The organism is Streptomyces gossypii (assembly GCF_025165795.1).
GTDB classification, from domain to species: Bacteria; Actinomycetota; Actinomycetes; order Streptomycetales; family Streptomycetaceae; genus Streptomyces; species Streptomyces gossypii.
Map to the genome: position 1 here is coordinate 366,812 of NZ_JAJAGO010000005.1, position 18,594 is coordinate 385,405.

Annotated in this window: 14 protein-coding genes; 8 read left to right on the forward strand and 6 right to left on the reverse strand. The window is 71.6% G+C overall.

Annotation, left to right across the window (positions count from 1 at the left end; genetic code table 11):
- Window positions 1-102 precede the first annotated feature (102 nt).
- From LHJ74_RS13130 to LHJ74_RS13150, 5 genes are all read left to right on the forward strand, one after another.
- Complete coding sequence (locus LHJ74_RS13130; RefSeq protein WP_375546736.1) at window positions 103-1,197, forward strand: substrate-binding domain-containing protein; 1,095 nt, start codon at window positions 103-105, stop codon at window positions 1,195-1,197.
- Window positions 1,198-1,331: 134 nt separating this feature from the next.
- Window positions 1,332-2,111 carry an ATP-binding cassette domain-containing protein gene (locus LHJ74_RS13135; protein WP_260218146.1) on the forward strand — a complete coding sequence of 260 codons (780 nt, stop codon included), beginning with the start codon at window positions 1,332-1,334 and terminating at the stop codon, window positions 2,109-2,111.
- On the forward strand, window positions 2,108-3,460 hold the full coding sequence (locus tag LHJ74_RS13140; RefSeq protein WP_260218147.1) for a sugar ABC transporter permease: 1,353 nt from the start codon (window positions 2,108-2,110) through the stop codon (window positions 3,458-3,460). The genes LHJ74_RS13135 and LHJ74_RS13140 overlap by 4 nt, the downstream gene beginning before the upstream one ends.
- Before the next feature lie 456 nt (window positions 3,461-3,916).
- Window positions 3,917-5,824 (forward strand): 1-deoxy-D-xylulose-5-phosphate synthase, encoded by a 1,908-nt coding sequence (dxs, locus tag LHJ74_RS13145; RefSeq protein ID WP_260218148.1) that lies wholly within the window; start codon window positions 3,917-3,919, stop codon window positions 5,822-5,824.
- A 330-nt stretch (window positions 5,825-6,154) separates the two neighbouring features.
- Window positions 6,155-7,813, forward strand: a complete 1,659-nt coding sequence (locus LHJ74_RS13150) for an ArnT family glycosyltransferase (protein ID WP_260218149.1) — start codon at window positions 6,155-6,157, stop codon at window positions 7,811-7,813.
- Here the strand turns inward: LHJ74_RS13150 and LHJ74_RS13155 are convergent.
- The 6 genes from LHJ74_RS13155 to LHJ74_RS13180 all read right to left on the reverse strand — a co-directional run bounded on the left by LHJ74_RS13155 (window position 7,792) and on the right by LHJ74_RS13180 (window position 14,956).
- Window positions 7,792-8,205 (reverse strand): NYN domain-containing protein, encoded by a 414-nt coding sequence (locus tag LHJ74_RS13155; protein ID WP_260218150.1) that lies wholly within the window; start codon window positions 8,203-8,205, stop codon window positions 7,792-7,794. The genes LHJ74_RS13150 and LHJ74_RS13155 overlap by 22 nt on opposite strands.
- A gap of 89 nt (window positions 8,206-8,294) precedes the next feature.
- Entirely contained in the window at window positions 8,295-10,442 is a 2,148-nt protein-coding gene (locus LHJ74_RS13160) for a 3-hydroxyacyl-CoA dehydrogenase NAD-binding domain-containing protein (RefSeq protein WP_260218151.1), read from the reverse strand.
- Window positions 10,439-11,683, reverse strand: a complete 1,245-nt coding sequence (locus LHJ74_RS13165; protein WP_260218152.1) for a thiolase family protein — start codon at window positions 11,681-11,683, stop codon at window positions 10,439-10,441. Before LHJ74_RS13165 ends, LHJ74_RS13160 begins: the two co-directional genes overlap by 4 nt.
- 293 nt (window positions 11,684-11,976) lie before the next feature.
- Window positions 11,977-13,248 carry an HRDC domain-containing protein gene (locus LHJ74_RS13170; protein WP_260218153.1) on the reverse strand — a complete coding sequence of 424 codons (1,272 nt, stop codon included), beginning with the start codon at window positions 13,246-13,248 and terminating at the stop codon, window positions 11,977-11,979.
- A 168-nt stretch (window positions 13,249-13,416) separates the two neighbouring features.
- A complete protein-coding gene (locus LHJ74_RS13175) occupies window positions 13,417-14,094 on the reverse strand; it encodes a response regulator transcription factor (protein WP_260218154.1) in 678 nt (225 codons plus the stop codon).
- 151 nt (window positions 14,095-14,245) lie between these two features.
- On the reverse strand, window positions 14,246-14,956 hold the full coding sequence (locus tag LHJ74_RS13180) for a DUF3000 domain-containing protein (protein WP_260218155.1): 711 nt from the start codon (window positions 14,954-14,956) through the stop codon (window positions 14,246-14,248).
- An 81-nt stretch (window positions 14,957-15,037) separates the two neighbouring features.
- Here LHJ74_RS13180 and hemE point away from each other — a divergent pair, with 81 nt between their 5' ends.
- From hemE to hemQ, 3 genes are read left to right on the forward strand one after another with little or no spacing between them, the layout of a single operon-like run.
- Complete coding sequence (hemE, locus tag LHJ74_RS13185; protein WP_260218156.1) at window positions 15,038-16,105, forward strand: uroporphyrinogen decarboxylase; 1,068 nt, start codon at window positions 15,038-15,040, stop codon at window positions 16,103-16,105.
- Window positions 16,102-17,619, forward strand: coding sequence for a protoporphyrinogen oxidase (hemG, locus tag LHJ74_RS13190; protein ID WP_260218157.1), 1,518 nt, complete (start codon window positions 16,102-16,104; stop codon window positions 17,617-17,619). Before hemE ends, hemG begins: the two co-directional genes overlap by 4 nt.
- A gap of 23 nt (window positions 17,620-17,642) precedes the next feature.
- Window positions 17,643-18,359: a hydrogen peroxide-dependent heme synthase gene (gene hemQ, locus LHJ74_RS13195; RefSeq protein WP_260218158.1), complete on the forward strand. Its 717-nt coding sequence runs from the start codon at window positions 17,643-17,645 to the stop codon at window positions 18,357-18,359.
- The last annotated feature ends 235 nt before the right edge of the window (window positions 18,360-18,594 follow it).

Below are 18,594 nucleotides of genomic sequence, written 5' to 3' on the forward strand. Positions count from 1 at the left end.
CCGTCTCGTTAAGGATTTACTTCTTGACGGTTGCGCTACCGGCGAGTTGACTTCAGGCCACCTCGGCCGCAAGGACGCGGCCTCGTCAGGGAGGTTGACTCTATGAACGCAATGACGCGCCGCGTCGTCATTGGTGCGGCCACGATTTCGATGGCTCTCGCCCTGTCCGCCTGTGGTGAAGCAGGCAGCGACGACAAGGGAGACGAGGGCAGCGACAACAAGATGATCGGCCTGCTGCTGCCGGAGAACAAGACGACCCGTTACGAGACTTTCGACCGCCCCTTGATGGAACAGAAGATCAAGGAACTGTGTGCGGACTGTGAGGTCAAGTACAACAACGCCTCACAGGACACCGAGCGGCAGAAGAAGCAGTTCGACGCCCTCATCACCCAGGGCGTCAAGGTGATCATCCTGGACGCGGTGGATTACAAGGCCACCAAGTCCTGGGTCGACCAGGCCGCCAAGAAGGGCGTCAAGGTCGTCGCGTACGACCGGCTGGCCGAGGGCGACATCTCCGCGTACATCAGCTACGACAACGAGAAGATCGGCGAACTCCAGGGCCAGGCGCTTGTCGACTCGCTCGGCGACAAGGCCAAGGACTCCCGGGTCGTGATGATCAACGGCTCGCCGACCGACCCGAACGCCGCCTTCTTCAAGAAGGGCGCTCACACCGTCCTCGACAAGGAGGTCAAGGAGATCGTCTACGAGCAGGACATCCCCGACTGGTCGCCGGACGAGGCCAACAAGAAGATGGCCGCCGCGATCACCGCGCAGGGCAAGGACGGCTTCGACGCCGTCTACTCCGCCAACGACGGCATGGCCGGAGGCATCTCCACCGCGCTGAAGAAGGCGGGCCTCAAGGATGTGCCGCTGGGCGGCCAGGACGCCGAACTCGCCGGGCTCCAGCGCGTGGTGAAGGGCGACCAGAGCTTCACGATCTACAAGGCGATCAAGCCGCAGGCCGAGACCACCGCCTCCGTCGCGGTGGCCCTGCTCGAGGGCAAGAGCATCGACGAGTTCGTGCCCGAGAAGGTGGACAGCGGCAGCAAGAAGGGCGTCCCCTCCAAGCTCTACGACGCCGAGATCGTGACCAAGGACAACATCAAGGACACCGTCATCAAGGACAAGGTGTACAAGGTCGACCAGATCTGCACCTCCGCGTTCGCCAAGGCATGCAAGGCGGCAGGGCTGAAGTGACGGCAGTCCGCCTCCCCGGCGGGCACCGCGGGCGCCCGGCCTCCCGGTGCGCCCTGATGTAACCATCCGAGGGGACGGCGCCCGCCCGTACGGCGTACGGGCGGGGCCTCCCCGGACAGATCGGAGTTGGCCCAGTGCCGAACGAACCCGTGCTGGCGTTGCGCGGAGTCTCCAAGAGGTTCGGTGCCGTACAGGCGCTCACGGCCGTAGACCTTGAGATCAGCCCCGGCGAGGTCGTAGCCCTCGTCGGTGACAACGGCGCCGGCAAGTCCACTCTCGTCAAGACCGTCGCCGGAGTGCACGCGATCGACGAGGGCACCATCACGTGGGAGGGCCGCACGGTCCAGATCCAGCGGCCGCACGACGCGCAGGCCCTTGGCATCGCCACCGTCTACCAGGACCTCGCGCTCTGCGACAACCTCGACGTCGTCGCCAACCTCTTCCTCGGCAGCGAGCTGAGCAAGGCAACGGTGCTGGACGAGGTCGCGATGGAGAAGCGCGCCAAGGAACTGCTGGAGACGCTGTCCATCCGCATCCCCAGCGTCCGTATCCCGGTCGCCTCGCTCTCCGGCGGGCAGCGGCAGGTCGTCGCCATCGCCCGCGCCCTGATCGGCGACCCGAAGGTCGTCATCCTGGACGAGCCCACCGCCGCGCTGGGTGTGGAGCAGACCGCGCAGGTCCTCGACCTGGTCGAGCGACTGCGCGAGCGCGGCCTGGGCACCCTGCTCATCAGCCACAACATGGCCGATGTGCAGGCGGTGGCCGACCGCGTCGCCGTGCTGCGGCTCGGCCGCAACAACGGCGTGTTCAGCGTGGCGGACACCTCGCCCGAAGAGGTGATCGCCGCGATCACCGGCGCCTCGGAGAACGCGGTGACCCGTCGTCAGGCGCGTACGACGGAGGTGGCGAAATGAGTGATCTCAAGAAGACCGGCCCGGCTCCCGCCGAGGAAGCCGCGGCGGACGCCGGAGCCGAGGAGCAGGCGGCCGGGAAGGCCGGCGGCGGCACCAACGGTGACGGCAACACGACCCCCGGCGCAGCCATCGACCCGAGGCTGCTGGTACGGGAGCAGGGCTTCAAGGGCTACCTGACGGACTTCCAGCGCCGGATCCGCGGCGGCGAGCTGGGCTCGCTGCCGGTCATCGTCGGCCTGATCATCATCGCGATCGTCTTCCAGTCGCAGAACGACAGCTTCCTCTCGGCCAGCAGCCTCAGCAACATCAGCGTCTACACCGCCGGGCTGGGCATCATGGCCATCGGCGTCGTCTTCGTGCTGCTGCTCGGCGAGATCGACCTCTCGATCGGCTCGGTGGCCGGTGTCGGCGCGGCCATGTGGGCCGTGCTGAGCGTCACACACGGGCTGAACGACTGGCTCGCCGTGCTCCTCGCCGTCGCACTGGGCGGCGGCATCGGGCTCCTGCACGGCTTCTTCTTCGCCAAGGTCGGTGTTCCGGCCTTCGTCGTCACCCTCGCCGGCTTCCTGGGCTGGAGCGGGCTGCAGATCTGGCTGATGGGTGACGAGGGCAGCATCAACACGCCCGCCGGCAGCATCGTCCAGGACCTCACCGGCTACTACTTCGCGGACAAGGCGGCGGCCTACGCCCTCGCGGCCGTCGCGGTGCTCGGCTACTTCGCCTCGCTGATGATGGACTCCCGGCGTCGCCGGGCCGCGGAGCTGCCCTTCCGGCCGATGAGCGAGATCCTCCTGCGTACGGGGGTGCTCACGGTGATCGCCTTCGTGATCGCCTATGAGCTCAACGAGCCCAAGGGTGCGCGCGGTCTGCCGCTCGCTCTGGTGATCTTCCTCGCGATCCTGGTGTTCACCGACTTCGTGTCCCGCCGCACCCTCTACGGGCGGCAGATCTTCGCCGTCGGCGGCAACGCGGAGGCGGCGCGGCGTGCCGGTATCAACGTGGAGAAGATCCGGATCACGGTCTTCGGCATCGCGGGCATGCTCGCCGTCGTCGGCGGGCTGTTCATCGCCAGCCAGTCCGGCGGCGCGAACAAGAGTCTGGGCGCCGACAACACCCTGATGAACGTGATCGCGGCGGCCGTCATCGGCGGCACCAGCCTCTTCGGAGGCCGGGGCAAGATCTGGTCGGCGCTGCTCGGCGCCCTGGTGATCATGTCCATCCAGCAGGGCCTGGACCTGATGGGCATGGCCAGCGAGATCCAGTTCATGATCACTGGTGCGGTGCTGCTCGCCGCGGTCGTGATCGACTCGGTCTCCCGGCGCACGCAGAAGACCGCAGGCAGGACTTAGGGCCCGCCCGGCGAACCCTGACGGAGAACCCGAGTCGTACGCCTGTACGAGGTTGTGCCCGGCACCGCGGCGGTGCCGGGCACCGCCATGTGCGGGCGTACGGGTGCTGGACCGGTCGTCCCAGCCCGTCCGGCGGAACGGTGCACCAACCGGATGAAGGGGACATCACCCCTCACACGTCTACACATCCCCCTATAGCGCTTCACCCGCTTCACGGCTCCGATGAACGGGTACGCGGTAGGAACATTAGACTCAGCAGGCCCAACGGAATTGCCGGGAACGACAACATCAGGAGGCACCGTGCAGCAGGGGCCGCGCGAAGCGCGACGCACCGGGGTGGCGGGCCAGGAAGTCTCCCCCTCTGAACCCAAGCCCACGGCTACGCCCGCACCCGGGTCGGCGCCCAGGCTTGCGGCGGCGGAGGCGACCCCCCGGTCCGAAACCGGGAAGTGGGGGTTGCTGAACCGCATCGAGGAGCCACGCGACCTGGACGGCCTCAGCTCGGAGGAGCTCGACGAGCTCGCGGCCGAGATCCGCGACTTCCTCATCGAGTCGGTCGCCAGGACCGGCGGACACCTCGGCCCGAACCTGGGCGTCGTCGAACTGACGATCGCTCTGCACCGTGTCTTCGAGTCCCCCAAAGACAAGGTGATCTTCGACACAGGTCACCAGTCGTACGTGCACAAGCTGCTCACCGGACGCCAGGACTTCACCGAACTCAAGCGCAAGGGCGGGCTCTCCGGCTATCCCTCACGTGCCGAGTCCCCGCACGACATCATCGAGAACTCGCACGCCTCCACCGTGGTGGGCTGGGCGGACGGCCTCGCCAAGGCGAACGAACTGAAGAAGAACGGTGCCCACGTCGCCGCCGTGATCGGCGACGGCGCGCTCACCGGCGGCATGGCCTGGGAGGCGCTCAACAACATCGCCGCCGCGAAGGACCGCCCCCTGGTCATCGTGGTCAACGACAACGAGCGCTCCTACGCGCCCACCATCGGCGGACTGGCGAACCATCTGGCCACCCTGCGCACCACGGACGGATATGAGCGTTTCCTCGCCCGCGGCAAGGAGATGCTCAACCGCACCCCCGTCGTCGGCAAGCCCCTCTACGGGACGCTGCACGGCGCCAAGAAGGGCCTCAAGGACTTCATCGCGCCGCAGGGCATGTTCGAGGACTTGGGCCTGAAGTACGTCGGCCCGATCGACGGCCATGACATCGAGGCCCTGGAGTCCGCCCTCCAGCGCGCCAAGCGCTTCGGCGGACCGGTCATCGTGCACTGCCTGACGGAGAAGGGGCGCGGCTACCAGCCCGCCCGGCAGGACGAGGCCGACCAGTTCCACCAGGTCGGCGTGATCCATCCGGACACAGGGCTGCCGGTGAAGTCCTCCGGCGCCGACTGGACCTCGGTCTTCGGCGAGGAGATGGTGCGGCTCGGGCGGGAGCGGGAGGACATCGTCGCGATCACCGCGGCCATGATGCGGCCCGTCGGTCTGCACAAGTTCGCCGAGGCGTTCCCGGAGCGCTGCTACGACGTCGGCATCGCCGAACAGCACGCCGCCGTCTCGGCGGCGGGCCTGGCAACCGGCGGTCTGCACCCGGTGTTCGCCGTCTACGCCACCTTCCTCAACCGCGCCTTCGACCAGGTGCTGATGGACGTCGCCCTGCACCGCTGCGGCGTCACCTTCGTCCTGGACCGCGCCGGGGTCACCGGCTCCGACGGCGCCTCGCACAACGGCATGTGGGACATGTCGATCCTGCAGATCGTGCCGGGGCTTCGCATGGCCGCCCCGCGCGACGCCGACCAACTGCGGGCACAGCTGCGCGAGGCGGTGAAGGTGGAGGACGCCCCCACCGTGCTGCGCTACTCCAAGGGCGCGGTCGGCCCGCCGGTCGCTTCCGTGGGCCGGATCGGCGGAATGGACGTGCTGCGCGAGGCGGGTACGGACACGCCCGACGTGCTGCTCGTCTCGGTCGGCGCGCTGGCACCGATGTGCCTGGAGGTCGCGGAGCTGCTGAACAAGCAGGGAATCTCCACCACGGTGGTCGACCCGCGCTGGGTGAAGCCGGTCGACGAGGCGCTGCCGCCGCTCGCGGAGCAGCACCGGGTGGTGGTGACCGTCGAGGACAACAGCCGGGTGGGCGGTGTCGGCTCGGCCGTCGCACAGGCCCTGCGCGACGCGGACGTGGACATGCCGTTGCGGGACTTCGGCATCCCGGAGCGCTTCCTCGACCACGCCTCCCGTGCGGAGGTGCTCGCCGAGATCGGACTCACCGCACCGGACATCGCCCGGCAGGTGACCGGGCTTGTCGCCAGGATCGGCAGCCGGTACGAGTCCGCTGCCGCGGAGATCGCCCGGGACTAGGGCGGTCTTCTCGGGCCTGCGACGCCCGGCACCCGTCCCCTCGGCCCTGCGGGCCGGGGGAGGCCCGTACTCAACGCGTCGGCCGGAGGCCCTGGTAGCTCCGCTACCAGGGCCTCCGGCCGCTTGGCGAGCGCACGCACCGCACTCCCCCTGGGCCTGGTGGCCCGGGAGCCGCCCCTGCGGGCCGATCCTCAAGGACCCGCCGGACAGGCCCTGGTACCGCCGTTCGGACCCCGCAGGCGGTGCGTGGGCAGGGCGCGGCGGTCAGCCGCTGCGCGTTCGACCCGGCCGCCGCGCGGGGGGAGCCGGTGCCCCGATAAGTTGGACCCCATGCCGTCGTCCGCAGCGCAGCCGCGCTCTCTCGCCGCCGCTCTCGCGCTGCGCGTCCGGGGCCCCGCCCCGACCGGACCGGACGCGGCCGGACGCCGTACGGCCGGAGAGCCCGCCTCGGAGAACGCCGAGGACCGGCCCTCCGGCGCACCGGGGACCGGAGCGGGGACGCGACGGGGCACGAGGCCCGGCGCGCGACCTGGCACCGGCAACAGCAGCACCGGCGCCGGTGGCGATCTGCGCTACTGGCTGTGGCTGCTGCCCGCCCTGACGCTGCTCGCCGCCCTCACCCGGCTGCCCTCCTTCGCCCAGACCCTGTGGAATCCGGACGAGGGTTTCGTGGCCACCCAGGCGCGCCAACTGGCGGACGGGGGAGTCCTCTACGACACGGTCGTCGACCGCAAGCCTCCGCTGCTGCCCTGGCTCTACCGTGGCGCCTTCGCCGTCTTCGGCGACGAGTCGCTGTGGCCGCTGAAGGTGGCCGCGATCCTCGCCATCGCCGCCACCGCCGGGCTGGTCGCCGCCATGGCCCGCCGCCGCTGGGGCGACCGCGCGGGCTGGACGGCGGGCGTCCTGGCCGTGCTGATCGCCATCGGACTCAACCCGGAGGACACCCAGGCGGCGTCCTTCGAGGTCTTCATGCTCCCCTGGACCGCCGCCGCGATGTGGTGCGCGGACCGCCGCCGCTGGGTGTGGGCGGGTGTGGCCGTCGCGCTGGCGACCCTCACCAAGCAGACCGGGGGAGCGGTCCTGCTCCCCGTGCTCTTCGTCCTGGCCCGCGCTCACCCCGGATGGTCCAGGGAACGCCTCATGCCCGTAGCGCGGCTGCTCGCGGCGTACCTGCTGCCGATCGCCGTCGTGGCGTTCGCCTTCGGAGCGGGCCGGTTCAGCTACTGGACGGCGACCGGCTCCGGTTCGTACGCCTCCGTCGACGGTGCGGTGATGCTCGCGGCGGGCCGTGCGGCGGGCTCCACCGCCATCCTGACGGTTGCCTGCCTGCCGCTGCTGATCGCCCTCGTGTACGTCACGAGGGTGCGTCGCCGCCCGCTCGACGCCGCCGACCTGTGGGTGTGGCTGGCCGCCTCCGGCGTGGCGGTGGCCTTCGGCTTCCAGTTCTACGGCCACTACTTCCTCCAGCTCACCCCCGCTCTCGCGCTGCTGGCCACCGCCGCGCTGGGTGAGCTGTCGCCGCGCGCCGCGACGGCGGCCGTCGCCGCGACCGCCGTGCTGGCCGCCGCCTTCGTGGGCTGGGGGCTGGTGATGGAGCGCCCGGAGCTGGAGCACGCGAAGCGGGTCTCCGCCGCGGTGAAGAGGCACACCGAGCCCGCCGACCGGGTGCTGGTGTGGGGCATGCATCCGGAGGACTACTGGCTGTCCGACCGCACTCCCGCCACCCGCTTCCTCACCGCGGGCTTCCTGACCAACTACAGCGGCGGCCGGGGCGGCGTGCGGGTGGCCGAGCGTTACGGCATGCCCGGCACCTGGGATTCCTTCCGCCGCGACCTCAGAGAGCAGCCGCCGCGGCTGATCGTCGACGACTCACGCGGCAAGCCGTACCGGCCCGCTCGCATCCCGACCCTGCGCCGTTACCTCGACGCGCACTACGAGAAGGTCGACACGGTGGGCGGTGCGGTGTTCTACCTGCGTTCGCGGCCCTGACTCTCGGGGCTCTCCTCCGGTGCCGGGCGCACCGAGCGCGGCCCGAGGACCTCGGCCCCCAGCGCCCGGACCCGTTCGCGCAGCAGGCGGTCCGCGGTGACCACGACACACGGGCGGTCCTGTCCCTCCTCGGCGACCAGGGCGACGATCCGGTCGTCGCCGCTGCCGGGTGACGGCAGCGTGCGTACGCCTTCGACGGAGCCGACATCGCGTGCCGCCCCCTCCAGGACGAGCACCAGCTCGACGGGCCCGGGATGGCCGGGCACTCCGCCGGCGGCGTACGGCACGAGCCGGTCACGCAACCGCTCCGCGGCGCCTCGACGATCCCGCCACCAGCCGTCCGGAACGGAGCCGATGACGTTGGCGGCGTCCACGACAAGCAGCGTTCTCATGCTGGCCTCATGCGGGCAGTCTCGCATGGCGGAGAGAGGGCGTGCCTCCCGTCGAGGCACGCCCTCTCTCCGCATTCGCTGAGCAGGCCTTACGCGGGGACGTCCGCGACGCCCGGCTCCAGGAAGCGGCGGCCGGTGACGCGTTCGCTGACACCCTCGCGGTCCAGGTAGGGCGTGATGCCGCCCAGATGGAACGGCCAGCCCGCGCCGGTGATCAGGCACAGGTCGATGTCCTGCGCCTCGGCGACGACGCCCTCGTCCAGCATCAGCCGCACCTCCTCGGCGATGGCGTCCAGGGCGCGGTTGCGGACCTGCTCCTCGGTGAGCGGCTTGTCACCGGAGCGGAAGAGCGCGGCGACCTCCGGGTCCAGCTCCGGCTTGCCGGAGTCGTACACGTAGAGGCTGCGCTTGCCCGCCTCCACGATCCGGCCGAGGTTCTCGGAAACGCCGAAGCGGTCCGGGAAGGCGGTGTGCAGGGTGCCCGCGACATGGTGGGCGACGGCGGGGCCCACCAGCTCCAGCAGCACGATCGGCGACATCGGCAGGCCCAGCGGCGCGAGCGCGCGGTCCGCGACCTCCACCGGGGTGCCCTCGTCGATGGAGCGCAGCACCTCGCCGAGGAACCGGGTCAGCACCCGGTTGACGACGAACGCCGGAGCGTCCTTGACGAGCACGGCCGACTTCTTCAGTGACTTCGCCACCGCGAACGCGGTGGCCAGGGACGCCTCGTCCGTCTGCTCCGCGCGCACGATCTCCAGCAGGGGAAGGACCGCGACCGGGTTGAAGAAGTGGAAGCCGACGACCCGCTCCGGGTGCTTCAGCTTCGAGGCCATCTCCGAGACGGAGAGCGAGGAGGTGTTGGTGGCGAGGATCGCGTGCGCCGGTACGGCCGCCTCCACCTCGGCGAACACCTGCTGCTTGACGCCCATCTCCTCGAACACGGCCTCGATGACGAAGTCCGCGTCGGCGAACGCCGTCGCCTTCTCCAGCGAGCCGGTCACCAGGGCCTTGAGGCGGTTCGCCCCGTCCTGGCCGAGGCGGCCCTTCAGGAGCAGCTTGTCGATCTCCTCGTGGACATAGGCGACGCCCTTGTCCACCCGCTCCTTGTCGATGTCGGTCAGCACGACCGGCACCTCCAGGCGGCGTACGAACAGCAGCGCGAGCTGGCTGGCCATCAGCCCCGCGCCGACCACGCCGACCTTGGTCACCGGCCGGGCCAGCGCCTTGTCCGGTGCGCCCGCCGGACGCTTGGCGCGCTTCTGGACGAGGTCGAACGCGTAGAGCCCGCTGCGCAGTTCGCCGCCCATGATGAGGTCGGCCAGCGCCGTGTCCTCGAGACCGAAGAGGGTCGCCGCGTCGGACTCCGACCGCGGGTCGGCGTTCTTCGCCGCCGCGATGATGTCCAGCGCGCGGTACGGGGCCGGAGCCGCGCCGTGCACCTTGCCGTCGGCGACGGCCCGGCCGCGCTCGACCGCCTGGTCCCAGGCTTCGCTGCGGTCGACGTCCGGCCGGACGACCTCGGTGTCACCCGTGAGCACCGAGGCGGTCCACTTCAGCGACTCCTCCAGGAAGTCCGCCCCTTCGAAGATCGCGTCCGCGATACCCAGCTCGAACACCTGGCGGCCCTTGAGCTGCCGGTTCTGGTTGAGGGAGTTCTCGATGATGACGCTGACCGCGCGGTCGGCCCCGATCAGGTGCGGCAGCAGCGCACAGCCGCCCCAGCCGGGTACCAGCCCGAGGAACACCTCGGGCAGCGAGAAGGCGGGCAGCGCCGCGGTGACGGTGCGGTAGGTGCAGTGCAGACCGGCCTCGACACCGCCGCCCATCGCCGCGCCGTTGTAGTAGGCGAAGGTCGGCACCGCGAGTCGGCCGAGCCGCGCGAAGACGGCGTGCCCGCCCCGCCCGATCGCGAGCGCGTCCTCGTGCCGCCGCAGGAGCCCGACTCCCTTGAGGTCGGCGCCCACGGCGAAGATGAACGGCTTGCCGGTGAGGCCGACGCCCACGATGTCGCCCGCCGCGGCCTCCGCCTCGACCTTGTCGAGTGCCGCGTCGAGGAGGGCCAGCGACTGCGGCCCGAAGGTCGTCGGCTTCGTGTGATCGAGGCCGTTGTCCAGCGTGATCAGCGCGAACCGGCCCGCACCCGAGGGCAGGTCGAGATGGCGTACGTGCGCCTCGGTGACCACCTCGTCCGGGAACAGCTCGGCTGCGCCCTTGAGAAGCTCGGCTGTCTTGCTCACTTGCCCTCCCAGTGGGGGTTTTCCCAGATGACGGTCCCGCCCATGCCGAAGCCGACACACATGGTTGTCAGTCCGTAGCGGATGTGCGGCTGCTCCTCGAACTGCCGGGCGAGCTGCGTCATCAGACGCACGCCGGAGGACGCGAGCGGGTGGCCGAAGGCGATCGCCCCGCCGTACTGGTTGACGCGCGGGTCGTCGTCCGCGATGCCGTAGTTGTCGAGCAGCGCCAGCACCTGGACGGCGAACGCCTCGTTGATCTCGAAGAGGCCGATGTCGCCGATGGTCAGCCCGGCCTTCTTGAGGGCCTTCTCGGTGGCCGGGATCGGCCCGACGCCCATCACCTCGGGCTCGACGCCCGCGAAGGCGTAGCTGACGAGCCGCATCCGCACCGGCAGGCCCAGTTCCCGCGCGGTGTCCTCGGCGGCGATCAGGGAAGCGGTGGCACCGTCGTTGAGCCCGGCCGCGTTGCCCGGAGTGACCCGGCCGTGTGCGCGGAAGGGGGTCTTGAGTCCGGCGAGGCTCGTAAGGGTGGTGCCGGGGCGCATCGGCTCGTCGGCCGTCGCCAGGCCCCAGCCCGTCTCTTCTCCTCGCCCTCCGGGCTGGGGAGACCCCATGGCCTCCGCGTTGGTGCGGCGGACGGAGATCGGCACCAGGTCCTGCTGGATGCTGCCGTTCGCGTACGCCTTGGCGGCCTTCTCCTGGCTGCGCACGGCGTACTCGTCGGCGCGCTGCTTGGTCAGGTGGGGGAAGCGGTCGTGCAGGTTCTCGGCGGTCATGCCCATGAACAGGGCCGACTCGTCGACAAGCTTCTCCGAGACGAAGCGCGGGTTGGGGTCGACGCCCTCGCCCATCGGGTGCCGCCCCATGTGCTCCACGCCGCCCGCGACGACGATGTCGTACGCGCCGAAGGAGAGGGAACCGGCCGTGGTGGTGACCGCCGTCATCGCACCCGCACACATGCGGTCGATGGAATATCCCGGCACCGTCGTGGGCAGACCGGCAAGGATCGCCGCGGTGCGTCCCAGGGTGAGCCCCTGGTCGCCGATCTGGGTGGTCGCGGCGACGGCGACCTCGTCGATCTGCTCCGGGGGCAGATCCGGGTTCCGGCGGAGCAGTTCACGAATGCACTTGACGATCAGATCGTCGGCGCGGGTCTCGTGGTAGATGCCCTTGGGGCCCGCCTTGCCGAACGGGGTCCGGACGCCGTCGACGAAGACGACGTCCCTAGCGGTACGAGGCACGATGGCTCTCCTCCAGGGTGCGGTGGTGACGCGGTGACGCCGTGCGGCGCGCTTCCCGCGACCATGCTACTTGTCGGTAACACTGAGGCAAGGGCTGCCCTGGCCGAAAGTCACACGTCACATCCGCGCGCGGTGCCTACGCCGGATCGCGCTCCGGTGGCTCGGGCGGTCCTGGACGCCGCCGAACCCTGTTCGGTGCGGCGCGCGGCCGTTGCGGTGGGAAGAGAACCGCCGAGACGGCAAGTGCCCCCGTAGGGCTGTCAGGCGGAGCCGACCGGCAGGCCGGGCCGGGGTCACTCCTCGGGGGCCGAGGCATCCATCGCGGTGGTCAGCAGCTCCGCCGTCTGATCGATCTGCCACTCGCGGGCGCCATACGCCCGCAGCGCGTCCGAGACGGCTTCCAGTGACCGCTCGGCCGGCGGCTCCCAGCACAGCCGGCGCACCGTGTCGGGGGTGAGCAGATTCTCCTGCGGCAGATCGAGCTCCTCGGCGCGGGTGGTGACCGCCGTGCGCGCCGCGCTGAGCCGGGCCGCCGCGTCCGGGTCCTTGTCCGCCCAGGAGCGCGGCGGTGGCGGACCGTTCAACTGCTGTCCGTGCTGCGGGAGTTCGGATTCGGGCAGGGCGCGCGCCCGCTCGACCGACGCCTGCCACTGCTCCAGCTGCTTGCGCCCCATCCGCTGCCCATAGCCGGGCAGGGCCGCCAGTGCCTGGACGGTCTGCGGCATGCCCAGCGCCGCCTCGACGATCGCCGTGTCCGAGAGGACCTTGCCCGGCGAGACGTCCCGCCGCTGCGCGATGCGGTCCCGCGCCGTCCACAGCTCCCGCACGACCGCCATCTGCCGCCTTCTGCGCACCTTGTGCATGCCGGAGGTGCGCCGCCAGGGGTCCTTGCGGGGCGGGGCGGGCGGCGCTGTCGCGATCGCCGCGAACTCCTGAAGCGCCCAGTCCAGTTTGCCCTGGCTCTGCAGGTCGATCTCCAGTGCGTCGCGCAGGTCGACCAGCAGCTCGACGTCCAGTGCCGCATAACGCAGCCACGGCTCCGGCAGCGGGCGGGTGGACCAGTCGACGGCGGAGTGGCCCTTCTCCAGTGCGTAGCCCAGCACCTTCTCCACCATCGCGCCCAGCCCGACGCGGGGGAATCCGGCGAGCCGCCCGGCCAGCTCGGTGTCGAAGAGGCGCGCCGGGACCATGCCTATTTCGCGCAGGCACGGCAGATCCTGGGTGGCGGCGTGCAGTACCCACTCGGCGTCGCCGAGCGCCTCGCACAGCGCGGTGAGGTCCGGGCAGCCCACCGGGTCGATCAGCGCGCTGCCCGCGCCCTCGCGGCGCAGCTGGATCAGATAGGCGCGCTGGCCGTAGCGGTAGCCGGAGGCCCGCTCGGCGTCCACCGCGACCGGGCCCGTTCCGCCCGCGAAGGCGTCGATGACGTCGCTCAGCGCCTCGGGCGTCGCCGTCACCGGCGGGATGCCCTCACGCGGCTCCAGGAGCGGGACCGGCGCCGGACCGGAGTCCTCGGAAGGGGCCTGAGCAGGGTTTGCTGATGCGGTCTCTTGGGCGTCGGTCACCGGTCAAGGGTAGCTGTGCGCCCGCGATGCGAAGCGCCCGCCGACGGGAACCTTCCGTGGGCGGGCGCTCCTGAGGGTCGTACGCGGGTGCGGCGTGCGTGGCGGGGGGTGCAGGGGGCGGGGGATGTGCGGGGCAGTCCAGCGGGGCGGTCCGGCGAGGCAGGGGGTTCAGTGGATGATGCCCGTGCGGAGGGCGACGGCGACCATGCCCGCGCGGTCCCCGGTGCCCAGCTTGCGGGCGATCCGGGCGAGGTGGCTCTTGACGGTCAGCGCGGAGAGGCCCATCGAGACGCCGATCGCCTTGTTCGACTGGCCTTCCGCCACGAGCCGCAGTACCTCGACCTCCCGGCCGGAAAGCTCCCGGTGGCCGCCAGGGTGGCCGGGGCCTCCGGGGCCGCCGCCGGGGCGGCGGTGCATACGGGCTGCGGCGGCGCCGATGGGGGCTGCGCCGTGCCGGGTGGGCATGCCGCCGCCGAGGCTGTTGCGGGTGCCGGTGACCACGTAGCCCTTGACGCCGCCCGCGAGCGCGTTGCGGACGGCGCCGATGTCGTCGGCGGCGGAGAGGGCGAGGCCGTTGGGCCAGCCGGCGGCGCGTGTCTCGGAGAGCAGGGTGAGCCCTGATCCGTCGGGCAGGTGGACGTCGGCCACGCAGATGTCACGTGGATTGCCGACTCGGGGGCGGGCCTCCGCGATCGACGACGCCTCGATGACGTCCCGTACGCCGAGCGCCCACAGATGGCGGGTCACGGTGGAACGGACTCGGGGGTCGGCTACGACGACCATGGCCGTCGGCTTGTTCGGGCGGTAGGCGACCAGGCTTGTGGGGTGCTCGAGGAGAACAGACACCGGGCCTCCTGAAAGGAGTGGCTGGGGGGTGGAAGGGTCACAGACTCCTTCGGCAGCGAGCCCGCCCGGCTTTAGGGAATGATCACGAATCGGTGATAACAATTGGTGCAATTCGGACGGTCGATCGACAGTCTGCTACCGACACGCCTCATTACCTCCGCTGCGGGCCGCGACGCTGCGGGAGTGGTAGCACGGCCGCCCTGTCCGGCCCCTCCGCCGCCCCGTCGCCGCCCGTACCTCCGGGCGGGAGTCCCGCGCACTGGCACAACATGTCGCACCAGGCGGCGAGATGGGCGGCCACGTCCGGCGCCGCCACCGGTTCCCCGCCGTCCGGCGCGGCACTGGGCGGCGGGGTCCAGCTGGCACGGATCTCCAGCTCGCTCTGCGCCGGGCGTTCCGCGAGCCCGCCGAAGAAGTGCGAACCGGAGCGCGTCACCGTCCCGCTCGGCTCCCCGTATCCCAGCTCACGGGCCTCAAGCGCCCCCGTCAGCCAGGACCAGGTCACCTCGGGGAGCAGCGGATCGGCCGCCATCTCCGGCTCCAGCTCCGCGCGCGCCAGCGTGACCACCCGGAAGGCGCCCTGCCAGGACTCCGGTTCCCGCGGATCGTGCAGCAGCACGAAACGTCCGTCCGCCACCTCCTCGCCCGCGTCCTCGACCGTCACCTCCAGCGCGTGCGCGTACGGCGCGAGCCGCTTCGGCGCGGGCAGCGCCCCGAAGGACACCTCCGCGCGGTGCCGCACGCCGCCGAGCGCCGCCACCGCCTGCCGGAACACGAGCGGAACCTCGTCCCCTCCCACACCCTCTCCCACGCCTTCCGTGCCGCCGGAGTCCCCCGCCGTCTGTGCTCGAGCCGCTGTCATGGGCGGAAGAGTAGGCGCCTGGGACTGCCCGGACCGGTAGGGACACGAGTGACACCCTTGCCGCGTGCGAGACTTCTGACTGTGAGTGCCAACGACCGCCCCACGGGCCCGCCGACCGCCACCCAGGACTCCGCCTTTCTCAGGGCCTGCCGCCGTCAACCGGTGCCGCACACTCCGGTGTGGTTCATGCGCCAGGCCGGGCGCTCGCTCCCCGAGTACCGCAAGCTGCGCGAGGGCACCGCCATGCTGGAATCCTGCATGCGGCCCGACATGGTGACCGAGATCACCCTCCAGCCCGTCCGCCGCCACGGTGTGGACGCCGCCATCTACTTCAGCGACATCGTGGTGCCGCTCAAGGCGATCGGCCTCGACCTGGACATCAAGCCCGGCGTCGGCCCGGTCGTCGAGCAGCCCATCCGTACCCGCGCCGACCTGGCACGGCTGCGCCCGCTGGAGCCCGACGACGTGTCATACGTCGCCGAGGCCATCGGCATGCTCACCGCGGAACTGGGCGCCACCCCGCTGATCGGCTTCGCGGGCGCACCCTTCACGCTGGCCAGCTACCTGGTCGAGGGCGGGCCCTCGCGCAACCACGAGCACACCAAAGCCCTCATGTACGGCGACCCGCAGCTGTGGGCCGACCTGCTGGACCGGCTGGCGGACATCACGGCCGCCTTCCTGAAGGTGCAGATCGAGGCGGGCGCCTCCGCGGTGCAGCTCTTCGACTCCTGGGCGGGCGCGCTGCGTCCCCGCGACTACCGGCAGTCGGTACTGCCCGCCTCCGCCAAGGTCTTCGACGCGGTCGCCGGATACGGAATCCCGCGCATCCACTTCGGCGTCGGCACGGGCGAGCTGCTCGGCCTCATGGGCGAGGCCGGTGCCGACGTCGTCGGCGCGGACTGGCGGGTGCCGCTGGACGAGGCCGCCCGCCGGGTCGGCCCCGGCACCGCGATCCAGGGCAACCTCGACCCGGCCGTGCTGTTCGCTCCGCACGAGGCGGTCGCCGAGCAGGCGGACCAGGTGCTGGAGGCCGCCGAGACGCTCCCCGGGCACATCTTCAACCTCGGACACGGAGTCCTGCCGGACACCGACCCCGACGCACTGACCCGGCTCGTGGCGCACGTGCACGAGCGGACCGTACGAGCATGACCGCGGCCCGGCGGCCCGGCGGCGCGACGGCCGTCGTGATCGGCGGCGGAATCTCCGGGCTCGCCGCCGCCCGCCGACTCCTGGCCGACGGCGTCTCGGTGACGCTGCTGGAGGCGTCGTCCCGGCTCGGCGGGAAGCTGCGGCTGGGCGACATCGCGGGCAGCGCGGCGGTCGACCTCGGAGCCGAGTCCGTTCTCGCCCGGCGGCCCGAGGCCGTCGACCTGGCCCGCTCCGTCGGGCTCGGCGACGCCCTCCAGCCGCCCGCCACCACGGGTGCCGCCGTGTGGACGCGCGGCGCGCTGCGCCCCATGCCCACCGGCCATGTGATGGGCGTGCCCGCCGATCCGGCCGCACTGGGCGGAGTGATCTCCCCGGACGGCCTGGCCCGGATCGCCGAGGACGAACAGCTGCCGCCCACCGAGATCGGCGAGGACGTGGCCGTCGGCGCGTACGTCGCCGCACGGCTGGGCCGCGAGGTGGTGGACCGCCTGGTGGAGCCGCTGCTGGGCGGCGTCTACGCGGGCGACGCCTACCGCCTCTCCATGCGGGCCGTCGTACCGCAGCTCTACGAGGCGGCGCGCGCCGAACGCTCGCTGCTGGCCGGAGTCCGCGCACTGCTGGAGCGCCGGGCCGCCGCCGAGGTGGCGGACGCCGGAGGTGCGGCAGCAGGGGGTGGGACAGCGGGGGGTGCGGCAGCGGGAGGCGCGGCCGGGGGGCCGGTCTTCCTCGGCATCGAAGGCGGCATCGGCCGCCTGCCCGAGGCCACCGCGGCGGCCTGCCGCGCGGCGGGCGGCGACCTGCGCACCGGAACGCCGGTGCGCGCGCTGCGCCGTACGACCGCCGGTGCCGTCGGCACGGCTGGCGCCGGAGATCACTCCACGCGTACCGGCTGGCGGGTCACGCTCCAGAGCGGCGAGCACCTCGACGCCGACGCCGTCGTCCTTGCCGTACCCGCCGGGATCGCCGCGCGGCTGCTGGCCGCCGAGGCGCCGTCGGCCTCCGCCGAACTCGGCGCCGTCGAGTACGCCTCGATGGCGCTTGTCACCATGGCCTTCCGGCGCGCCGACCTGCACACCACCCCGCCCGGCAGCGGCTTCCTGGTGCCCCCGGTCGACGGCCGCACGATCAAGGCCGCCACCTTCTCCGCGAGCAAGTGGGCCTGGACGGCCGCGCAGGACCCCGAGCTGTTCGTGCTGCGCACCTCCGTCGGGCGGCACGGCGAGGAGGACCGGCTCGACCGGCTGGACGAGGACCTCGTCGCCGACTCGCGGCACGATCTGGAGGCGGCGGCCGGGATCACAGCGAAGCCGGTGGACACGGTGGTCTCGCGCTGGCAGGACGGGCTGCCGCAGTATCCGGTCGGGCACCTGGAGCGCGTCGCGCGCGTCCGCCTCGACCTCGCGTCACTGCCGCCACTGGCGGTCTGCGGCGCGGCCTATGACGGTGTCGGCATCCCGGCCTGCGTCGGCAGTGGTGACCGCGCCGCGGAGGAGACCCTCGCGCGCATCGCGTAAGACGGGAGGGGGACAATGGCCGCATGACTGCTGAACCGGAAAAGGCACCCCACGCGGGCAAGAAGGCCAAGGATCTCAACGAGAGCATCCGCTACACCCTGTGGTCGGTCTTCCGGCTGCGCGACGTGCTCCCCGAGGACCGCGCCGGATACGCCGACGAGGTGGACGAGCTGTTCGCCCAGCTCGCCGCCAAGGACGTGACGGTGCGCGGCACTTACGACGTCTCCGGGCTCCGGGCCGACGCGGACGTGCTGATCTGGTGGCACGCGGAGTCGGCCGACGCGCTGCAGGACGCGTACAACCGCTTCCGGCGCACCCGCCTCGGCCGCCACCTGGAACCGGTGTGGTCCAACATGGCGCTGCACCGGCCCGCCGAGTTCAACAAGTCGCACATCCCCGCCTTCCTGGCGGACGAGGACCCGCGCGACTACGTCTGCGTCTACCCGTTCGTGCGCTCCTACGACTGGTACCTGCTGCCCGACGAGGACCGTCGCCGGATGCTGGCGGACCACGGCAAGATGGCGCGCGGCTACCCCGACGTACGTGCCAACACCGTCGCCTCCTTCGGGCTCGGCGACTACGAGTGGCTGCTCGCGTTCGAGGCCGACGAACTGCACCGGATCGTCGACCTCATGCGTCTGCTGCGGGCCTCCGAGGCCCGGTTGTACGTCCGCGAGGAGGTGCCGTTCTACACCGGCAGGCGCAAGGCCGTCGCCGAACTGGTCGCCGGGCTGGCCTGACGCGGTCTCGCCGCGGTCGCCCCGCGCGAGTGCGGCGGAGTACGAGCGGGGGTGCTCGCGCCTCGCGAGCCGTCGCCTGCCTGCGGCGGGGGAGCCCGGGACCGGACTCCCCCGGGGCGTGCTTCCCGGATCGCGGGCCGGCCCGCCACGCAGGAGGCTCGTGTCACCGCGGCGTCGCGGGCCGTGCCGGATCGGTGAGCGGGGCCTTGTGCGTGGTGTTCACAACGCGGCGAGG

Coding starts and splice junctions, on each gene's coding strand:
- LHJ74_RS13150 (WP_260218149.1), top strand. CDS start 6,155: ATGCCGTCGTCCGCAGCGCAGCCGCGCTCTCTCGCCGCCGCTCTCGCG.
- hemQ (WP_260218158.1), top strand. CDS start 17,643: ATGACTGCTGAACCGGAAAAGGCACCCCACGCGGGCAAGAAGGCCAAG.
- LHJ74_RS13130 (WP_375546736.1), top strand. CDS start 103: ATGAACGCAATGACGCGCCGCGTCGTCATTGGTGCGGCCACGATTTCG.
- LHJ74_RS13140 (WP_260218147.1), top strand. CDS start 2,108: ATGAGTGATCTCAAGAAGACCGGCCCGGCTCCCGCCGAGGAAGCCGCG.
- LHJ74_RS13180 (WP_260218155.1), bottom strand. CDS start 14,956: ATGACAGCGGCTCGAGCACAGACGGCGGGGGACTCCGGCGGCACGGAA.
- LHJ74_RS13155 (WP_260218150.1), bottom strand. CDS start 8,205: ATGAGAACGCTGCTTGTCGTGGACGCCGCCAACGTCATCGGCTCCGTT.
- hemG (WP_260218157.1), top strand. CDS start 16,102: ATGACCGCGGCCCGGCGGCCCGGCGGCGCGACGGCCGTCGTGATCGGC.